The sequence below is a fragment of the Novosphingobium sp. FW305-C-111 genome, assembly GCF_058783565.1.
In genome coordinates this window covers 1-18,229 of the sequence record NZ_JBYSYP010000020.1, presented here as the reverse complement: position 1 = coordinate 18,229, position 18,229 = coordinate 1, and the positions used below count along the sequence as shown (strand labels likewise).

The 18,229-nt window shown below is 65.6% G+C and carries 13 protein-coding genes; 8 read left to right on the top strand and 5 right to left on the bottom strand.

Annotated features, from left to right (window positions below; translation table 11 throughout):
* Positions 1 to 46: 46 nt before the first annotated feature.
* The gene (locus AC3WLD_RS17670; protein ID WP_492558326.1) at positions 47 to 877 is read right to left on the bottom strand and encodes an SDR family NAD(P)-dependent oxidoreductase; all 831 of its coding nucleotides are present in this window, start codon (positions 875 to 877) and stop codon (positions 47 to 49) included.
* 377 nt (positions 878 to 1,254) lie between these two features.
* The gene (locus AC3WLD_RS17665) at positions 1,255 to 2,166 is read right to left on the bottom strand and encodes a LysR family transcriptional regulator (protein ID WP_492558293.1); all 912 of its coding nucleotides are present in this window, start codon (positions 2,164 to 2,166) and stop codon (positions 1,255 to 1,257) included.
* A gap of 106 nt (positions 2,167 to 2,272) precedes the next feature.
* Between AC3WLD_RS17665 and AC3WLD_RS17660 the strand changes: the two genes are divergently transcribed.
* The 5 genes from AC3WLD_RS17660 to AC3WLD_RS17640 all read left to right on the top strand — a co-directional run bounded on the left by AC3WLD_RS17660 (position 2,273) and on the right by AC3WLD_RS17640 (position 12,314).
* Positions 2,273 to 4,375, top strand: coding sequence for a malate synthase G (locus AC3WLD_RS17660; RefSeq protein WP_492558292.1), 2,103 nt, complete (start codon positions 2,273 to 2,275; stop codon positions 4,373 to 4,375).
* 31 nt (positions 4,376 to 4,406) lie between these two features.
* On the top strand, positions 4,407 to 5,900 hold the full coding sequence (locus tag AC3WLD_RS17655; protein ID WP_492558291.1) for an FAD-linked oxidase C-terminal domain-containing protein: 1,494 nt from the start codon (positions 4,407 to 4,409) through the stop codon (positions 5,898 to 5,900).
* Entirely contained in the window at positions 5,900 to 7,036 is a 1,137-nt protein-coding gene (locus tag AC3WLD_RS17650; RefSeq protein WP_492558290.1) for an FAD-binding protein, read from the top strand. The genes AC3WLD_RS17655 and AC3WLD_RS17650 overlap by 1 nt, the downstream gene beginning before the upstream one ends.
* Entirely contained in the window at positions 7,014 to 8,324 is a 1,311-nt protein-coding gene (gene glcF, locus AC3WLD_RS17645) for a glycolate oxidase subunit GlcF (protein ID WP_492558289.1), read from the top strand. The genes AC3WLD_RS17650 and glcF overlap by 23 nt, the downstream gene beginning before the upstream one ends.
* Positions 8,325 to 8,594: 270 nt before the next feature.
* Positions 8,595 to 12,314 carry a CHAT domain-containing protein gene (locus tag AC3WLD_RS17640; RefSeq protein WP_492558288.1) on the top strand — a complete coding sequence of 1,240 codons (3,720 nt, stop codon included), beginning with the start codon at positions 8,595 to 8,597 and terminating at the stop codon, positions 12,312 to 12,314.
* Between the two features lie 28 nt (positions 12,315 to 12,342).
* On the opposite strand, the gene AC3WLD_RS17635 is transcribed toward AC3WLD_RS17640, so the two are convergent.
* The gene (locus AC3WLD_RS17635; protein WP_492558287.1) at positions 12,343 to 12,552 is read right to left on the bottom strand and encodes a hypothetical protein; all 210 of its coding nucleotides are present in this window, start codon (positions 12,550 to 12,552) and stop codon (positions 12,343 to 12,345) included.
* A gap of 134 nt (positions 12,553 to 12,686) precedes the next feature.
* The gene (locus AC3WLD_RS17630) at positions 12,687 to 13,553 is read right to left on the bottom strand and encodes an SDR family oxidoreductase (RefSeq protein WP_492558286.1); all 867 of its coding nucleotides are present in this window, start codon (positions 13,551 to 13,553) and stop codon (positions 12,687 to 12,689) included.
* A 232-nt stretch (positions 13,554 to 13,785) separates the two neighbouring features.
* On the opposite strand from AC3WLD_RS17630, the gene AC3WLD_RS17625 reads away from it, so the two are divergent.
* The 3 genes from AC3WLD_RS17625 to AC3WLD_RS17615 all read left to right on the top strand — a co-directional run bounded on the left by AC3WLD_RS17625 (position 13,786) and on the right by AC3WLD_RS17615 (position 17,034).
* On the top strand, positions 13,786 to 15,000 hold the full coding sequence (locus tag AC3WLD_RS17625) for an FAD-dependent oxidoreductase (RefSeq protein WP_492558285.1): 1,215 nt from the start codon (positions 13,786 to 13,788) through the stop codon (positions 14,998 to 15,000).
* 121 nt (positions 15,001 to 15,121) lie between these two features.
* Positions 15,122 to 15,979, top strand: coding sequence for a UDP-2,3-diacylglucosamine diphosphatase (locus tag AC3WLD_RS17620; protein WP_492558325.1), 858 nt, complete (start codon positions 15,122 to 15,124; stop codon positions 15,977 to 15,979).
* Entirely contained in the window at positions 15,976 to 17,034 is a 1,059-nt protein-coding gene (locus tag AC3WLD_RS17615; RefSeq protein ID WP_492558284.1) for a glycosyltransferase family 4 protein, read from the top strand. Before AC3WLD_RS17620 ends, AC3WLD_RS17615 begins: the two co-directional genes overlap by 4 nt.
* Positions 17,035 to 17,037: 3 nt before the next feature.
* On the opposite strand, the gene AC3WLD_RS17610 is transcribed toward AC3WLD_RS17615, so the two are convergent.
* On the bottom strand, positions 17,038 to 18,144 hold the full coding sequence (locus AC3WLD_RS17610; protein WP_492558283.1) for a helix-turn-helix transcriptional regulator: 1,107 nt from the start codon (positions 18,142 to 18,144) through the stop codon (positions 17,038 to 17,040).
* Positions 18,145 to 18,229: the final 85 nt, after the last annotated feature.

Below are 18,229 nucleotides of genomic sequence, written 5' to 3'. Positions count from 1 at the left end.
TTAGAGGGCTACGGGTTGAAACGTGTCTTCGGCCAACTCGCGGCCGTCAGTTGATTGACCGGCACATGCCGCCATCGACGCGATAATTGCTTCCGGTCATGTAACTGGCCTGCGGACTCGCCAGAAAGGCGATCATCCGTCCGATATCTTCCGGCCGTCCGAAATGCTTGGTCGGTTGCGGGAAGATTTCGTTGGTAAAGCGGCGCTCGAGCGCCGACCAGTCGCTGGTATCCCAGCCGAGTTCCTTTGCCCAACTGATGAAACCTTCCTTGACCCCTTCGGTCGCGACAGTGCCGGGCGTAACCGCATTGACGGTGATGCCGGTGCCGGCAAGCGACTTGGCTAACCCCGAGGTCATGTTGCTGATCGCGGCCTTGGCCGGCTGGTAATCGGCCAGACCGGTTTCTGTCTGGGTAGCAGTGGCACTCGCAAGGTTGATGATGCGGCTCCAGCCGCGCTCGATCATTGCGGGTGCCAGCGCCTGGATGAGCCGCACGGACGAGCCTACGTTCTGTTCGTAAGTCCACATCCAGTCGTCCCACGGCGTTTCCAGCCATGGCCGGTTGAAATTCTCGGCGTTCGAATCCAGCCGGCCGGTGGCGGCGAAGCCACCGGCATTATTGACCAGGATGTCGATCCCGCCGAAGACTGCCAAGGCTTGTTCGGCGACATCGGCGCACACGTCTTCTCTATCGAGTTCGCCGATCACGTAGCCTGCTTCCCCGCCAGCAGCGAGGATGGCGTCCACAACCTTGCGGGTCTTGTCATGGCTACGTCCATGCACGACTACCTTGGCGCCCTCGGCCGCCAGGATCTTCGCGGTCGCCGCACCGATGCCCGAACTGCTGCCCGTGACGAAAGCCCGTTTGCCGTGCAGTTCCAGATCCGTTCCCGTCTCCTAGTATTCTACTCGATGGATCAGCTTGTCGTCCCGGCACGCCGACCATGCAACATAGTGGAGGCATTCATCAGACTTGTGTTCCGACAGATGCAGCGCGCGGCTGGTTAACCAAAGCGCCGTTGCACAGGGCGTCGATCGCGCCATGGTCGGTCACTACCCGCTCCCTCACGCGCCGCATCGAAGCGCGCTGTAGGTCGACAGAGACACGGCGGCTTTTTGGAGGCTGCCCGAGCAATTCTGCCGCGTAGGCGAAACATCGCCTGTGACAGATTCAGGCGAGGAAGGCGCGTCGGGAAGGTGCGCTACGAAAAAGTGTTCAAGATCCGATCAATTGCCTGTGCCAGTCAGGTCTTTCAGTTTGCCACAAATTGCATCAACGAATTTGGATCGCCGATGCGCAGGTTTGATTTCATGTGGTCGATTAATGACCGGATTCTGGCCGGCACTTCGGGTCCAGCTGCATGCACAGCAAAGATACCTACCTCTTCGGAGCCTCGGTACTGGGGCAGTACCTGCACGAGCGCGCCCGTGGCGAGCGCTTCGCCAACATCCCATATCGAACGCAGTGCGATGCCGCATCCGCCCAAAGCGAGTTCGCGCACCACTTCGCTTGAGCTGGTTCGGATGTGGCTTTGCCCGTTCATCAAGATGGCCCCTTCTGAACCGGTAATCTGCCAAGGCAGCTGACTGTCGGTCGCCAGCAATCTGTGATTGGCAAGATCGGCCAGGCAGGCGGGCTCGCCATGAGCGGCAAGATAGGTCGGGGCAGCGCACAATAACCGATGGCTGGTGCCGAGGCGATGGCCAACCAGCCCCGCTCCTATTCTGGTGCCGATACGAACGGCCAGGTCATGTTGGCCAGCCAGCAGGTCGACGTATTCGTCCGACAGGTCGACTGACAGGTTGATCTGCGGGTGCTTGGCAAGGAACGATGGCAGGCAAGGTACGACGTGCATCCGCCCGAACGACGTGGGCGCCGTGATGCGCAGTACTCCGCTGATCAGCGCGTTGCGCCCGGCGATCCGGTCTTCGGCCGCGGTCAGTGAAGCCCGCAAGGGTAGAAGCGTGTCATACAGGTCCTTGCCCGCGGGCGTCAGTGCAAGGTGGCGTGTCGTGCGGTGCACCAGGCGTACGCGCAAACGGTGCTCCAGCCGGGCAAGACGCTTGGAGAGACTGGCCACCGAAAGGGTCCCTTGCCGCGCTGCGGCGGAGATCGAACCAGCCTCTACGATCTGGATGAACAGGTCATAATCGGGATCGAACATCTTTTACCTGTATGAAAAGCTGATTTGCATTCTTTCGTTCTACCGGAAGTTGCCCCGGGCGGATAGACGCGCACATCGCGAACAGAACGCTTTGGGGAATGCACAGATGAGCCGCTATATCGAAAAGGCAGGGATGCGCGTCGCGAGCGAGCTGGCCGAGTTCATCGAGGCACGGGCACTCCCGGGTAGCGGCATCTCGGCCGACGATTTCTGGGCTGGGGTCGCCGAGATTTTCGCCCGCTTCACGCCTCGCAACCGCGCCTTGCTCGCCAAACGCGACAGCATGCAGGCTGCCATCGACGCCTGGCACGAAAGCCGTGCCGGCCAGCCGCATGACGGGCGCGCTTACAAGGACTACCTGACCAAGCTGGGCTATCTGGTACCTGAACCGGAGCCGTTCGCCGTCTCATCGCGCAATGTGGACGCCGAGCTTGCACTTGTCGCGGGGCCACAGCTTGTGGTTCCGGTTCTGAATGCGCGGTTCCTGCTTAACGCTGCGAACGCGCGATGGGGCAGCCTGTACGACGCACTTTACGGGACCGACGCCATTCCCGGATCGAGCTGGGGTAGCGGATACGACCCGGTCCGCGGCGCGAAGGTGATCGGCTGGGCAAAGTCATTTCTGGACGAGGTGGTGCCGCTTGAGACGGGTGGCTGGGCCGATTGGACCGGCGGCGACGTCTCGCTGTCGGACCCGTCTCAGCTGGTGGGCCGGGCCGGCGAAAACATCTTGCTGCGCAACAATGGACTGCACCTCGAACTGATGATCGATCGCGCCCATCCCATCGGCAAGGACGATCCTGCCGGGATGTCCGACATCATGATGGAAGCCGCGCTCTCCACGATCTGCGACTTCGAGGACTCGGTCGCAGCGGTTGATGCGGTCGACAAGGTTGCCGCCTACGCCAACTGGCTCGGACTTATGCAGGGAGACCTTGAGGACACGTTCGAAAAGGGTGGCTCTACGGTTACTCGTCGGCTCAATCCCGACCGTGTCTACACCGCAGCAGACGGCAGCACCTTTTCACTGCCCGGACGCTCCTTGTTGCTGGTGCGCAATGTCGGCCATCTCATGACCAGTTCCGCAATCCTGCTGCCCGATGGAGCCGAGGCGCCCGAGGGAATACTCGATGGCATCGTGACCAGCCTTATCTCGCTGCATGATCTTCAAGGTACCGGCCCCTTGCGCAACAGTCGCTCTGGTTCTGTCTATATCGTCAAACCAAAGATGCACGGCCCCGAAGAATGCGCCTTTGCCAACGACCTGTTCGACGAAATCGAGGATTTGCTTGGCCTGCCGCGCCACACCGTCAAGATCGGGGTAATGGACGAAGAGCGCCGCACCAGCGCCAACCTTGCCGCGTGCATCCATGCGGTGAAAGATCGCATCATGTTCATCAACACCGGCTTTCTCGATCGCACCGGCGACGAGATCCACACCTCGATGCGAGCCGGGCCAATGCTTCGCAAGGGTGACATGAAGGCGAGCAAGTGGATCAAGGCCTATGAGGATCGCAACGTGCAGATCGGGCTGGCCTGTGGACTTTCCGGAACGGCGCAGATCGGCAAAGGCATGTGGGCGATGCCCGATCGCATGGGCGAGATGATCGATCAGAAGATTGCTCATCCGCAATCAGGTGCCAACACGGCGTGGGTGCCTTCGCCTACCGCCGCGACGCTCCATGCAACACATTATCACAGGATAGATGTCTTTTCCCGACAGGACGTGCGGCAGGCCGAAGCGATTGCTTCGCTCGACGACTTGTTGTCCATTCCGGTCGCGGACGGGCTGAACTGGTCCGAGGCGGACGTGCGGGAGGAAATCGAGAACAATGCCCAGGGAATTCTCGGTTATGTCGTGCGCTGGGTCGACCAGGGCATTGGCTGCTCGAAGGTGCCGGACATTCACGACGTCGGACTGATGGAAGACCGCGCGACGCTGCGCATTTCGAGCCAGCATATCGCCAACTGGCTGTTGCACGGTGTCGTGACTCCGGCAGATGTTCAAGCGGCCTTGCTGCGCATGGCAAAGACGGTCGATGTCCAGAATGCCGAGGATCCGCTCTACCGCCCGATGGCAAGCGATCCTGACGCGAGCCTTGCATTCCAGGCGGCGCAAGCGCTGGTGTTCGATGGCGTTTTGCAGCCGAACGGCTACACCGAACCGCTTTTGCACAGCTTCCGGCACAAGGTGAAGGCGGCCGGCTGATTGTGACGACGAGTTGCGACGGAGATCATCGATGACCATCGCCATGCCTGCGCCAGACCAGGAAACGCTCGCCAAAAGGGAGCGGATCGTCGCAGCCATGCAGGCGATCGTACCGGGTGAGGGCGTGATAACCGATGCCGACGCGTTACGCCCATGGGAATCGGACGGCCTGACCGCCTATCGTCAGCCGCCGATGCTCGTCGTGTTGCCCGAGACGGTGGAGCAAGTCTCCGCGGTTCTGCGCTGGTGCCATGGCGAAGGCGTTCGGGTCGTGCCGCGTGGCTCCGGAACCTCGCTATCAGGCGGCGCCCTGCCGCTTGCTGACGCAGTGCTGCTCGGAATGGGTAAGTTCAAGAAGGTCCTCGACATCGATTACGAGGACCGCGTGGTCGTGGTCCAGCCGGGTGTCACCAATCTGGCCATCACGCAAGCGGTGGAGGGACGCGGGTTCTACTACGCGCCCGATCCATCGAGCCAGATCGCCTGCTCCATCGGCGGCAACGTGGCGGAAAATTCAGGTGGGGTACACTGCCTGAAATACGGCCTTACGACCAACAACGTACTTGGCGTCGAACTGGTGCTGATGGATGGCGAAGTGGTGCGGCTGGGCGGTCGGCATCTCGATCCCGCAGGCCTTGATCTGCTCGGCGTGGTCGTCGGGTCCGAAGGCCTGCTCGGCGTTGTGACCGAAGTGACCGTGCGCATCCTGCCCAAGCCCGAGACCGCGCGGGCCGTGCTGGTGGGTTTCCCCGACGCCGAGCAGGCGGGTGCCTGCGTCGCGCAGGTCATCGCCGAAGGGATCATTCCGGCCGGCATGGAAATGATGGACCGACCCGCCATCCATGCGGCGGAGGCGTTCGTCAACGTCGGCTATCCGCTCGACGTCGGGGCGTTGCTGATCGTGGAGGTCGACGGACCCGCCGCGGAATGCGATCACCTGATCGAGGAAATCGCCCGGATTGCCGACGCCAACGGGGCGGTCACCACGCGCATTTCGCGCGACGAGGGCGAGCGGGTCGCATTCTGGGCCGGAAGGAAGGCGGCGTTCCCGGCAGTGGGGCGCATCTCGCCCGACTATTATTGCATGGACGGCACGATCCCGCGCCGCCGCCTGCCCGACGTGCTACGCCGGATGGAGGAGCTTTCCCAGCAATACGGCCTTGGCGTCGCCAACGTCTTTCACGCGGGCGATGGCAATCTGCATCCGCTTATTCTTTACGATGCGAACGTGCCCGGCGAGCTCGACCGGGCCGAGGAATTCGGCAATGACATCCTGCGGCTTTGCGTCGAAGTTGGCGGCGTCTTGACCGGCGAGCACGGCGTCGGGATCGAGAAGCGCGACCTGATGCCCGCCATGTTCGGCGAGGAAGACCTGAAGCAGCAGCAGCGCGTGAAATGTGCGTTCGACCCCGAACTGTTGCTCAATCCCGGCAAGGTCTTCCCGACATTGCACCGTTGCGCCGAACTGGGGCGGATGCATGTGCATCACGGGGCACTGCCGCACCCTGAACTGCCGAGGTTCTGATGCTGACGCCAAGAGATGCAGGCGATCTCGCCGAGATCGTGGCCGGCGCCGCGGCGCAGGGCAAAAGGCTCGAATTGCGTGGCGGCGGGACGCGCGCAGGCTTCGGCGCGTCGCGCGCTGCCGAGCCGGTGTCCCTTGCGGCACTGTCGGGCGTAATCGATTACGATCCGGCCGAACTCGTCCTGTCCGTCCTGCCAGGAACGCCGCTGGCCGAAATCGAGGCTCTGGTTGCGGGTGAAGGTCAGATGCTGGCGTTCGAGCCGTGGGGAGAGCCGGGTGCGACGATAGGCGGAACGGTTGCGGCGGGGGTGGCGGGATCGCGTCGGGTCACTGCAGGCAGTGCTCGCGACCATCTGCTTGGTTTCACGGCCGTCTCCGGTCGTGGCGAAGTCTTTGTCGCCGGGGCCAAGGTTGTCAAGAACGTCACCGGCTATGATTTGCCCAAGCTCATGGCCGGGTCGTGGGGCCGTCTTGCTGCTATGACGGAATTGACTCTCAAGGTCCTTCCGCGACCGCGCCTCAGCGTTACGTTGGCGGCCGAGGGGCTCGATCCCGCTGCCGCTTACGCAGTGATGGCATGCGCGCTCGGCAGCAATGCGGATGTGTCCGCGGCGGCACATCTGCAGCACGGCATCACCCTGCTGCGTGTCGCGGGCTTCGCCCCGTCCGTCGAGGCACGCTGCGGGGCGCTGCCTGGCCTCTTGGCAGGCCGTTGCGAGCTGAGACGGCTGGCCGAGCACGAAGCAGCACCGTTGTGGCGCGCTGCGATGACCGGGGGAGGGCTATCAGGCGAAGTCCTCTGGCGCGTCCATTTGCCGCCGCGCCTGGCGGCCGAGCTTGTGCGCTATCTCGACGCCCGCGGTGCCGAATGGGCGATGGATTGGGGTGGGGGTCAGGTTTGGGCCGCGCTTGGCGATGAGGGGGCAAGCCTTCGTGAGGAGGCGGCCCGGCTCGGCGGAGAGGCTGCGTTGGTCAACGCGCCGGCCGAGGTGCGCGCGCGCATACCTGCTTTCCATCCGCGGAGCCCCGGCGTTGCCGCCCTCGAACAGCGCGTGCGACGCGCGTTCGACCCCGCTGGAGTATTCCTGACCAACCGTTTCGCGGAGGATGCGCATGCAGACCAGCTTTCCACCTGAGGCGCTGGCCGATCCGGCCATGCGCGCCTCGGAAGGGGTCATCCGCAAATGTGTCCATTGCGGCTTCTGCACGGCGACCTGCCCCACGTATGTTCTGCTCGGAGACGAGCTCGATTCCCCCCGTGGTCGCATCTACCTGATCAAGGACATGCTGGAAAACGGGCGCGATCCAAGCGCCGAGGTGGTCAAGCACGTTGACCGGTGCCTGTCGTGCCTGTCGTGCATGACAACGTGCCCGTCGGGCGTGAACTACATGCACCTGGTCGACCATGCCCGCGCCTATATTGCCGAGCGCCACGTAAGGCCTTGGCCAGACCGCCTGTTTCGCAGCCTTCTGGCGTTCGTTCTGCCCAACCCGAGGCGCTTCCGCCTGGCGCTTGCCCTGGCTCCGCTGGCGCGGCCTTTTTCCGCAATGCTTGCGCGAGTATCCGCGCTGCGCCCGCTGGCTGCGATGCTTACCTTGGCCCCCCGCCGCGTGTCGGCGCAGACGCCGGCACGGTCTGCACTGGTCCCGGCGGCAAAAGGGCGGGTTGCGCTGCTGCAGGGCTGTGCCGAACCCGTGCTGCGTCCCGAGTTCCGCGCTGCAGCCATTCGCCTTCTCAATCGCTGCGGCCATGACGTGATCTTTGCGCAAGGCGAAGGTTGCTGCGGTGCGCTGGTCCATCACATGGGCCGGACTGACGAAGCGATGACGGCGGCGCGGCGCAACGTCGATGCGTGGACCGCAGAAATTGAAGGCGCGGGGCTTGCTGCGATTATCGTTACCGCCTCTGGCTGCGGAACGTCGATCAAGGATTACGGCTTCATGCTGCGCGACGATCCGCAATATGCGCAGAAGGCCGCCCGGGTCAGCGCGCTCGCGCTCGACATTTCGGAGTTTCTTGCCCGCGTCGAACTGCCGCCTGCAACGAAGCGCGGTGTAACCGTGGCCTATCACCCGGCTTGTTCGCTACAGCACGGTCAGAAGGTTACCGAACAGCCCAAGCGCTTGCTGACCGAGGCCGGCTACACCGTCCGACTTCCCGCCGAAAGTCATCTATGCTGCGGATCGGCCGGCACATACAACATTCTCCAGCCCGAAATCGCCGACCAACTTGGCCGGCGCAAGGCTGGCGCGATCGATCGGCTCGATGCCGACGTTATCGCGACCGGAAACATCGGCTGCGCAACCCAGATCGCGCGGTTCTCCGACCTGCCTGTGGCTCATACCGTGGAATTGCTCGACTGGGCGACGGGCGGGCCAGTTCCGGCTGCCCTTCTGCATCTAGCGCCGCGCACGACCCGATAGGCCCGATCTTCAACGCCGCATGAGCAGCGTTACAATCGCATCGGCCTTTGCTTGCGCTGGCAACAGCACGATCCAACCACATATCCTGCGGCTCTTTATCCCACTGTGCGACCTGTTTGTCCGCGTGTTGTCGTGAAGCGCAGGATGATGATCTGTCGGGCGGTGAAGAACGAGCTATCGTATTCATTTGGATTGCCTGCGGGCTTATCTGGAGGTCGCCGGCGAGATGCTGACCGATATCGTGCTGACATCGTTCGAGGAGGCATAGCAGTGACCGAGAGCCGCATTCACCGTAAAACCGGCAAGCGGTTCGCCTGTACTTTGTCCGGGACGTTGCGGGAGATCGGGGTGACTGGACAGCGCGGGGCGCGGTTTGCGCTGGCGCTGGCGTTGGCGTTGCTCGCTTCGACCCCGACAATCGCACAGGAAGCCGCCGCTGGCTTTGACGCCGCGATCGCCGAATCCGCTCAGGCGATGAACGGTGGTGATTGGACAAAGGCGGAGGCCGGCGCGCGCGAGGCTTTGGCACTCGCAACGCAGAGCGAAGGCGCTGACAGCTACCAGGCCGATGCAGCCCGCTTTCAACTGGCGATGGCGGTCAACGGCGCGGGCCGGCCCGACGAAGCGGCGGCGCTTTACGCGCAATGCGTGGCCTGGCGGACGGCCCGCTTCGGTGCCGCGCACGGCCTGACCGCTCAGGCGGCCTATCGGGTCGCCGAGATCCGCCTCATCCAGAAGCGCTATCCGGAGGCGCGGGATGCGATCGACCAGGCTATCGCCGGCTTCGAGACCGGACGCGACCAGAAGTTCTTTCGCGACTGGCTCAGCCTGTCCTACGGCCTGTCGGTGGTCGTCGCGACGGGGATGGCGGATCACCCTCGCCGGGTCGACGACTACAGGAAGCTCATTGTGCTGTTCGGGATCGACGGGCGCAGTGCCGTCACCGAGGCCGATTACCGGATCATGCTGGGCCAGGCGCTGCACGATGCGGGGCGCTTCGAGGAGGCGATCGCAGCGCTCGGTGAAGGCATCGCCGCGCGCAAGGCTCTCGGCAACGCGGACGGTGCGCAGCTGAATTGGGCGCTTTACCTGATGGGTTGGGACCTCTTCTATCGCACGACGCGGGAGGCGGAGGCCGTCGCGCCGCTGCGCGAGGCTTGCGACGGCTACCGAAAGCTCGGTCCGGCGCAGGACCAGATGACCGATGCCTGTTTGGGCGTGCTCGCCGATGCGCTCGACTACACGCGCGCCGTTCAGGAGCTGGTGCTGGTGCGGCGGGAAATAATGGCCCGGAGCCGCGCGCGAGACGGCCTTGTGAGCCCGTCCGCGCTCTCCGCGACAGCGGCGCTTGCCGAGGCTCTGTTCAAGAGCAATGCGACCGAGGAGGCGGTGTCCCTGTTGCAGCAGACGCTTGCCCGCAAGGATGTGCGGGCGGCGCCGGCCGCAGACGCGGCAAACCTGCATTTTCTCCTCGGCTCGATCTTTTCCGCCGGCGGCGACCCGGCGGGCGCGGTGAGGGAGATGCGGCTTGGCGCTGCGCCACTCGAAGGCTTGCCGGCGCGCCGTGCCGACTATTTCCGGGCGCAGGTGTTTCTCGCCGCATCCCTCATCCAGACCAACGCGGCAAGCGAGGCGGATGCGATCATCCAGAAGCTGCTGCCTGCGATGCGTTCCGCGCCGGAGGAAGAACGGGAGTTCCTCGGCCTGGCAGAGGCGACGGCAAGCTCGCTCGACCAGATTTTCGGGCGCAGCGCGGCAACCGGCAACGCCGCCCGGCAGGACGACAATCCACTGGCAGAGGCGTTGCTGGCCTTCAGCCGGGATGATTATCCCGCTGCCATTCCCGGCCTGCGCAAGACCATCGACGAAATCACACCCCTGCTTGGTGCGGAGGGCGGTTCGCCCGCGCTGCGAGGCCAGCTGGCCTTCGTTCAGAGCCTGCTGGGTCTCGCGCTCGGCTTCGATGGCCAGAAGGCAGAGGCGGAGACCGTGCTGCGCGCCGCACTCGCCAGCTTCGGCGACAAGACCCCGCTGGAATTGCTCTACAACAAAGGCATCGCGAGCCAGTTTCTGGGGACGATCGTGGCCGACCGGGGAGACCCGGTCGCGGCGATTCCCCTATTCGCAGCGGCGGTCGACATCTTCAATTCCCGCGTCTCCGCCAATGACGGGATGCGCATCTTCTCGCTCGAGATGCTGGCCCAGACCCGCCGCGAGGTCGATCCGTCCGATCCGCAGCCGCTGCTGCTTCTCGGCAAGGCCGCACTGATCGCGCGCCAATCCTCCGAAAGGGTGTCGCTGGGCCTCGACGCGGGGACGGACCCGGCGCAGCAGGCGCTGGCGCGGGCGACGGCAGGGGGACGCATCTCCAACAGTCCGCTGCGCGATATCTACGCCGAGTACCTCGCCGAGGCCCGGCGGGTGGAGGACCTTGGCCGCCACGCTGATCGATCGACGATCCTCATGGTCATGCAGGATCTGTCGGCGACGAACGCCGGCCAGGCCATGCGCGCAACGGCTGCCCGGCTTGCCCAGGGGGACGGACCAGGCGCGGCCCTGGCCCGCGAGCAGTCCGATCTCGCGGAGCAGGCGCGGCAGCTGGCAATGGCGCTCGCCGAGGCGCGGCAGGGGATGGATTTCGGCCGGATTGCCCAGCTGGAGGAGCAGCAGTCCGAACTCGCCACGCGCCTCGCCGCCGTGGACCGGCAGATTGACGCGAAGAACCCGGGCTATGCGCTGCTCCTCGCACCCAAGTCGATCGACCTGCCGACCTTGCGCAAGCGCCTGCGACCGGGGGAAGCCCTGCTGCTCCTGTCCGGCGGTGGCGAACTCTCGCAATTCGTCCTCTCGGTCTCCGCCGACGGATTTGCGTGGCAGGAGGTCAAGCGGCAGGATCTTGTCGAGCAGGATGTGAGCACTTTGCGCTGCTCGCTCGATCGGAAGAATTGCCCGGAGGGCACGGCGGGCGGTGCGGACAGTCCCTTCGCCGCCGACGCAGCGTTCGGGCTGTACCAGCGGCTGATCGAGCCGGTGGCGGGGCCCTTGGCCGGCAAACGGACCATCTACGTCGCCGCGAGCGGGCGCATCGGCGAACTGCCGCTCGCGACATTGCTCACACGCCCGCCCGGTTCCGATGCGGCACCTGCCTGGTTCGGGGACCAACACGACATCGTCCTGCTGCCCAGCGTCGCCGCCCTTCGCGCGCCCGGCCTGGAGCGACCGGACCCGGGCGAAACACCCTACCTCGGCTATGGCGCGCCCGACATGGGGTCTGGCGGCGGCGATTTCGCGATGCCGGTGAAGGACCTCGCCGATCCCAAGTGGCTGCGAAGCACGTTTTCCGCGCTGCCCAACACGCGGCTCGAGCTGCGCAAGGTCTCGAAGGAAATGGGCGTTGCGCTGGGAATGGTGCGCACCGGGAGCGAGGCCACCGAGAACGCTTTCCGCAATGATCCGGACCTGTCCGAAGCGCAGGTCGTCCATCTCGCGACGCATGGTTACTTGCCCGACCCCTCGAGCGGGCAAGGCCTGCGCGAGCCCGGCATCGTGTTCACCCCGCCAGCCGTGCCCAGCGCGGCGGACGACGGGGTGCTGACCGCTTCGGAAATCGCGATGCTGCGGCTGCGTGCCGACTGGCTGCTGCTTTCGGCTTGCGACACGGCGACCGCCGGCGGCGGGGATGGTTCGATTGCCGATGCGGACGCGCTCGGCCTGCTCGCGAGGGCCTTCCTCTACGCCGGCGCGCGCCGCATGGTTGCCAGCCATTGGCGCCTGTCCGACGAGACGGCGCCGGTCCTGCTGGTGTCCATGCTCCATGAAATGAAAGCGAACCCGGCAATGACGCCCGCGGCCGCCCTCTCGGCTGCCGAACATGCGGTTCGCACCGGCAAGTATGCCGATGGACGTGCGGTCGAAGGCTGGCGCCCGGCATGGCGTCACCCGTTCTTCTGGGCGCCGCTGAGCCTGATTGCCGCCGACAACGACCGATGAGGTCGCCTCAGGCAGTCAAAGCAGGCGCTCAACCCAGCTCGAGAAGGTCCTTCCGGTACCCGGTGCCGCGCGCGTAAAACTGCTCGGCGGTCGGCAGCTCTGATAGCCCGGGGCAGCCCTTCATCGCTTCGTAGACGGTTTCGGAGACGACCGGGGCAGCGTCCCCCGCCGTCCACGCCACACGCACGCCTGCACCCAGCAGCGCATCGCGGGTGCGATAGAGTCCCCGTATCGGCATGGCGGCGTCTTAGCGTGACGACCGGCGGCCATCCAGTAGACGCCGCCCATTGTCACATTTGTGTCAGGCCCCGGTCGAGGTCGAGCGCCCCCGGCAGGCGGGCCATGCTCTTTCCTGCCCTGCGCGGGCGATGCTTACGTACGCTCCGCCTTCCGCTCCGCGACGACCTCGGCGATCACCCGGTTGACGTCGTAGCGTTCGGACTCCTCGGTGTAGGGAGCCTGGGCCGCGAAGGCCGATGAGATGTCTGCGAAGCGTCGCTGCGCGGCTTTCACGGCGTGGGGGTGCGTGACGATCAGAAGCTCGCCCGCCAGCGTGCCATCGACCGCCCGGCGGGCCACGTCGGCCGCGGGCATTCCTCGCGCCTGGATCCGCGCGCTCATGTCGGAATCGCGCTGGACCGGAGCGAGGCCTGCCGGCCGCGGCCCCGCGCCGAGCGCGGTTGCCACGAGGCCCGGGCAAAACACGCTGACCGAAACGGCTTCGGGCAGTTCAGCCCGGAGAACATCGGCCATGCCGAGGACGGCATGCTTGGTCGCGGTGTAGATGCCTGCGCCGGCATGCTGGAACCCCAGCGAGTGCTCGGACCCGGTCACGCAGAGCCGTCCGCCCTCAGGCTGCGCCTTCATCATCTCGCCAAACACTGCGAACGTGCTCCACACTCCCTTGATGTTGACGCTGAGAATCCAGTCGACTTCTGCCGGCTTCATCTTGAGCAGCGGGCCGCTGGCAATCACCCCGGCATTGGCGAACACCAGATCCACCCCGCCGAAATCCGTCGCGGCACGCCGGCCCAATGCTTCGACCTGGGCATGATCCGAGACGTCGCAGCTCTGCCAGATCACCCCGCCGCCGATGCTGTTTGCGACGCTTTCCAGAAGCGCTGCGTTGACGTCGGCGAGGAGCACCTTTGCGCCGCGCCCGATCAGCTCCTTGGCGATCGCCAACCCTATACCCGATGCCGCGCCGGTGACGACCGCACGTTTGCCGCTCAGTTCCATGGGGTCCTCCATCCGCATCAACACCGATGTGCAGGGTACCTATCACTCTGCGAATGTCTCGGCTCAAGTTCGGCAGACGCCTATTTGATTTGCTGACTGTCAGAAAGCGCCGGCAATCCGAGAGCAAACCGCGCATCGGCGAATTTGGCTGGCCCTCGGTCATCTGGCCGGTCGCAACAAGAACCGCTTTCGCAATTGGCGCGGCCGACCGTTCCGGTCTATCCACCGTCCGATGGGGGGAAGGCGGATCGCGATTGCGGGATGCGGCGTCGGCGGCCTGGCCGCGGCGTTGCTGCTGGCGCGCGCCGGCGAGCAGGTCGAGTTGTTCGAACGGTTCGACCAGCCGCGCCCCTTGGGCTCCGGCCTGATGATCCAGCCGACCGGGCTCGCCGTGCTCGACCGTTTGGGGCTGGCAGGACGCATTACCGGGCAGGGCGCAAGGATCGACCGGCTGTTCGGCCAGGCGGAGGGGCGGGTTGTGCTCGACGTCAGTTATGCCGCGCTTCACCGGCAGGGCCTGTTCGGCATCGGCATCCACCGCGCCTGCCTGTTCGAGGCGCTGCACGAGGCGGTCGTTGCGCAAGGCATTCCCATCCACACCGGTCATGCGGTCGCGGGCTCGCGGATCGAGCAGGATCGCCGCGTCCTGCTGTTCGAGGACGGAGGAGCCAGCGCCGGCTTCGATCTCGTCGTCGATGCGCTCGGCACGCGATCGACGCTGGCTCCGCCGACCGGGCGCGAGCTCGCATTCGGGGCGCTGTGGGGAACCGTGGACTGGCCGGGCGGCTGCACGCTGGACGCGCACACGCTGACCCAGCGCTATCGCCGGTCAAGCAAGATGGCCGGGGTGCTGCCGCTGGGCACCGCCGGAGGGACAAGCCCGCGCGCCGCGTTCTTCTGGTCGCTGAAGGGCAGCGACCTTGCGGCGTGGGAAGACGGCGGGCTTGACGCATGGAAGCGCGAGGTCCTTGTACTCTGGCCCGAATGCGAACCGTTCGCCGGGCAACTGACCGAGCCTGGGCAACTCACCTTCGCCCGCTATGCGCACCGCACGCTATCGGAACCCTGCGGTGAGCGGCTGATCCACATCGGTGACGCGTGGCATTCGGCCAGTCCGCAGCTGGGGCAGGGGGCCAATATGGCGCTGCTCGATGCCTGGGCACTGTCTGCCGCGCTGTCGCGCCACGACGAGATGGCCGCAGCCCTGGCCTCCGCGGTGAAAATGCGGCTGTGGCACGTGCGGCTGTACCAGTGGCTGACATGGCTGTTCACCCCGGTCTACCAGTCCGACAGCCGCGTCCTCCCGGTCATCCGCGACCGGCTGGTCGGCCCGCTGTCGAAGCTGTGGCCGGCGAATGCCATCCAGGCGGCGATGGTCAGCGGGCTGATCGGGAGCCCGCTGGGCCCGCTCGCGCTCGAAGGAGCGGATACCGTCACCAAGCCGTAACCTCGCCTTATCCCTGCAACCTTGCTTCGCCACGGTGGGCGCAAGTCAGACAGCAGGGAGACCCCCGGTGGGACTTCGACGCAAACCGCTTCCCGACATTTTCCGGTCCGCTTCCGCGGGGATCGCCGGACTTCCCGAATGGCTCGAACTGCCCGAGCCGCAGGCCTTCCGCCCCAAGCGCAAGTACCGCACCGTGTGGATTTCCGACGTCCACCTCGGCACGCGCGGCTGCAACGCCGAGATGCTGCTCGATTTCCTCCGCTCGGTCGAGTGCGAGACGCTCTATCTCGTCGGCGACATCATCGACGGCTGGCGGCTGCGCAAGGGCTGGTACTGGCCCGACGCGCACAACGAGGTCGTCCGCCGCGTGCTCAAGATGGCGCACCGGGGCACCCGCGTGGTGTTCGTCGCGGGCAACCATGACGAGATGCTGCGCCCGTTCGCGGGCATGGGCTTCGGCGGGGTCGAACTGGTGCTGGAAGCGATCCACGAGACCGCCGACGGCCGCCGCCTGCTGGTCACGCACGGCGACGGGTTCGACAGCGTGGTGCTCTATTCGCGCTGGCTCGCGTTCCTGGGCGACAAGGCCTACTCGATCCTGCTGCGCAGCAACCACGCGTTCAACGTGATCCGCCGCCAGTTCCGCCTGCCGTACTGGTCGCTCTCCGCCTATCTCAAGAAGAAGGTCAAGAACGCGGTCGAGTTCATCTGCGACTTCGAGGAAGCGGTGGCGTTCGCGGCGCGCGAGCGCAACGTCGAGGGAGTGGTCTGTGGCCACATTCACAGCGCCGAAATGCGCACGATCCGCGGCATCGAATACTACAACGACGGGGATTGGGTGGAGAGCTGCACCGCGCTGGTCGAGCACCGCGACGGGCAGATGGAAATCCTCCACTGGGCCGAGGAGGTCCGCAAGGGCGAAGCGGCCGCTGCCCCGCTTGCCCAGCCCGTACCTGCCAAAGAGGAGATCGCCGCGTGAGGATCGCCATCTGCACTGACGCCTGGCACCCCCAGGTCAACGGCGTCGTCCGGTCGCTGGGGATGACCGTCGACCGCCTGATCGCCCGCGGGCACGAGGTTGAACTGGTCACGCCGAGCCAGTTCCGCACCGTTCCGCTGCCCGGCTACAGCGAAATCCGGCTCGCCATGCTGCCGCGCTTCGGCACCCGGCGGACGCTGGGCGATTTCGCGCCCGAGATCGTCCACATCGCCACGGAAGGCCCGATCGGCTGGAGCGCGCGGAGTTGGTGCATCCGCCACGGCGTGCCCTTCACCACCTCGTTCCACACCCGCTTCCCCGACTATGCCGCGGTCCGTACCGGGATTTCGGCCGAGCGGTTCTGGCCGCTGATGCGCCGCTTTCATGCGCCGAGCAGCGCGGTCCTGGTCTCGACCCCGACGCTGGCCGCCGAACTCGGCGAGCGCGGGATCGGGCACACCCGGCTGTGGACCCGCGGGATCGACCAGGAGCTGTTCCGTCCCGGCCATGCCTCGCTTCCCGAACTGGATGCACTCGCCGGCCCGATCCTGCTTTATGTCGGGCGTGTCGCCCCCGAGAAGAACCTGCGTGCCTTCCTCGACGCCAGGGCACCGGGTACGAAGGTCGTGGTCGGCGAAGGCCCCGAACTTTCGGCCCTGCGCAGCGAGTATCCGCAGGCTCGGTTCCTGGGGGCGCTGTCCGGCGAAAAGCTGGCACGGGCCTATTGCTCGGCCGACGTTTTCGTCTTCCCCAGCCGCACCGACACTTTCGGGCTGGTGCTGATCGAGGCGCTTGCCTGCGGCGTGCCGGTTGCGGGCTATCCGGTCCCGGGGCCGATCGACATCATCGGCGCGAACGGCCGGGGACCGCAGGGCGATTTGCCAATGGCGGTAGGCGCGCTGGACGACAACCTCGACGTGGCGATCGCCAGGGCACTGCGCTGCGATGCGCTTGGCGCTGCCGTATTCGGCAACGGCTTCAGCTGGGACCGTGCGACCGACCAGTTCATCGATGCTCTGGAACTTGCGCGAAAGGGTGAACTGGTCACGGCCTGATGGTCAGGCCAGCGCCAGCACGCTCGTCAGAATAAATCGGATGAGGTCGGCTTGCCCGCGCGCGCCCATCTTGCCGTAGATCTTCTTTGAGTAGTTGCGCCCGGTTTCCACCGTCAGGCCCAAGCTCTCCGCCGCCTCGGCGATGGACATTCCGCGCGAGAGGGCCAGTGCGAAGCGGGCTTCGCTAGGAAGCAAGCCGAACAATTCGGCAAGCTGCTCGTGCCGATCGGCGAGGCTGCGGTTGTCGCCCTGTATATAGGCGATTGCCGCAGCGTCCGAGGTGGGGGATGCCGGGTCCGACGTCGCTGGCACCAGCAACATGTCGACCCATGGGTCGGTGCTGACATTGAGCGCCCGCGGCGCGCTGCCCGGACCTCTCGCGACGGCGCGGAGCGCAACGTTGAGAGTGCGGTCCGTCGCGGGATTACTGGCGATCAGCCGACCGCTGCGCGTCAGGCGCAAGCCCGCGCCGTGCTGCAGCAGCCGCGCCGCCTCGGCGCTCTCGTCCAGCACGACACCGCGGGCGTCGAGCGCGATCCAGCCGAAGTTAAGACGCTCCATGACCTCGGCGGCGATGCGCGCGCCGGACTTCTGGCGCTCGATCTCGGCATATGCGCGCAAGGCGCGGCGGAAGTGCGGCGCAATCCGGCTGAGCACCGCGCCGTCGGCGGGCGTGAAGTCCGAGCCTGAGCGGATGATGTCAAGCCATGCGCTGACGCCGCCCGGTTCGGTGATCCGGACGACCCGCATGGCATCCGCGCCGGCGGGGCCGAGGATCTCGTTGCGGTAGCGGCGATGGACGGGATCGTGGGGGAGGATGAGCTCTGGCAGGGAATAGACACGCTCTTCGCGCAGGTCGAAATAGGGCAGTGGATCACGTTGCCATGCCTCTTCGCGGTAGAGTCGGGCGATTTCGGGACTGACGGGCCGGCCAGAGAACAGGTTCACCGTTGCGTTCAGCGGCCGTCCGGGCGGCCGGAAGGCGATACCGGCGTACTCGGCGCGTGTGCGCGCGCGAAGGCGATCGAGGAACGTCGACCACATCGGTTGCTCGAACGGACCGTCATAGACCGCAGGCAAAAGATCGGTTTCTTCCTGGATAGCGAACATTTCCGGCTCTACTACCAAATGGGAGGTTAGCAGTCCATTGTTGTGGCTTATGTGTGCGGGGCAAGCCGGCTAACGGCAGCAGAGG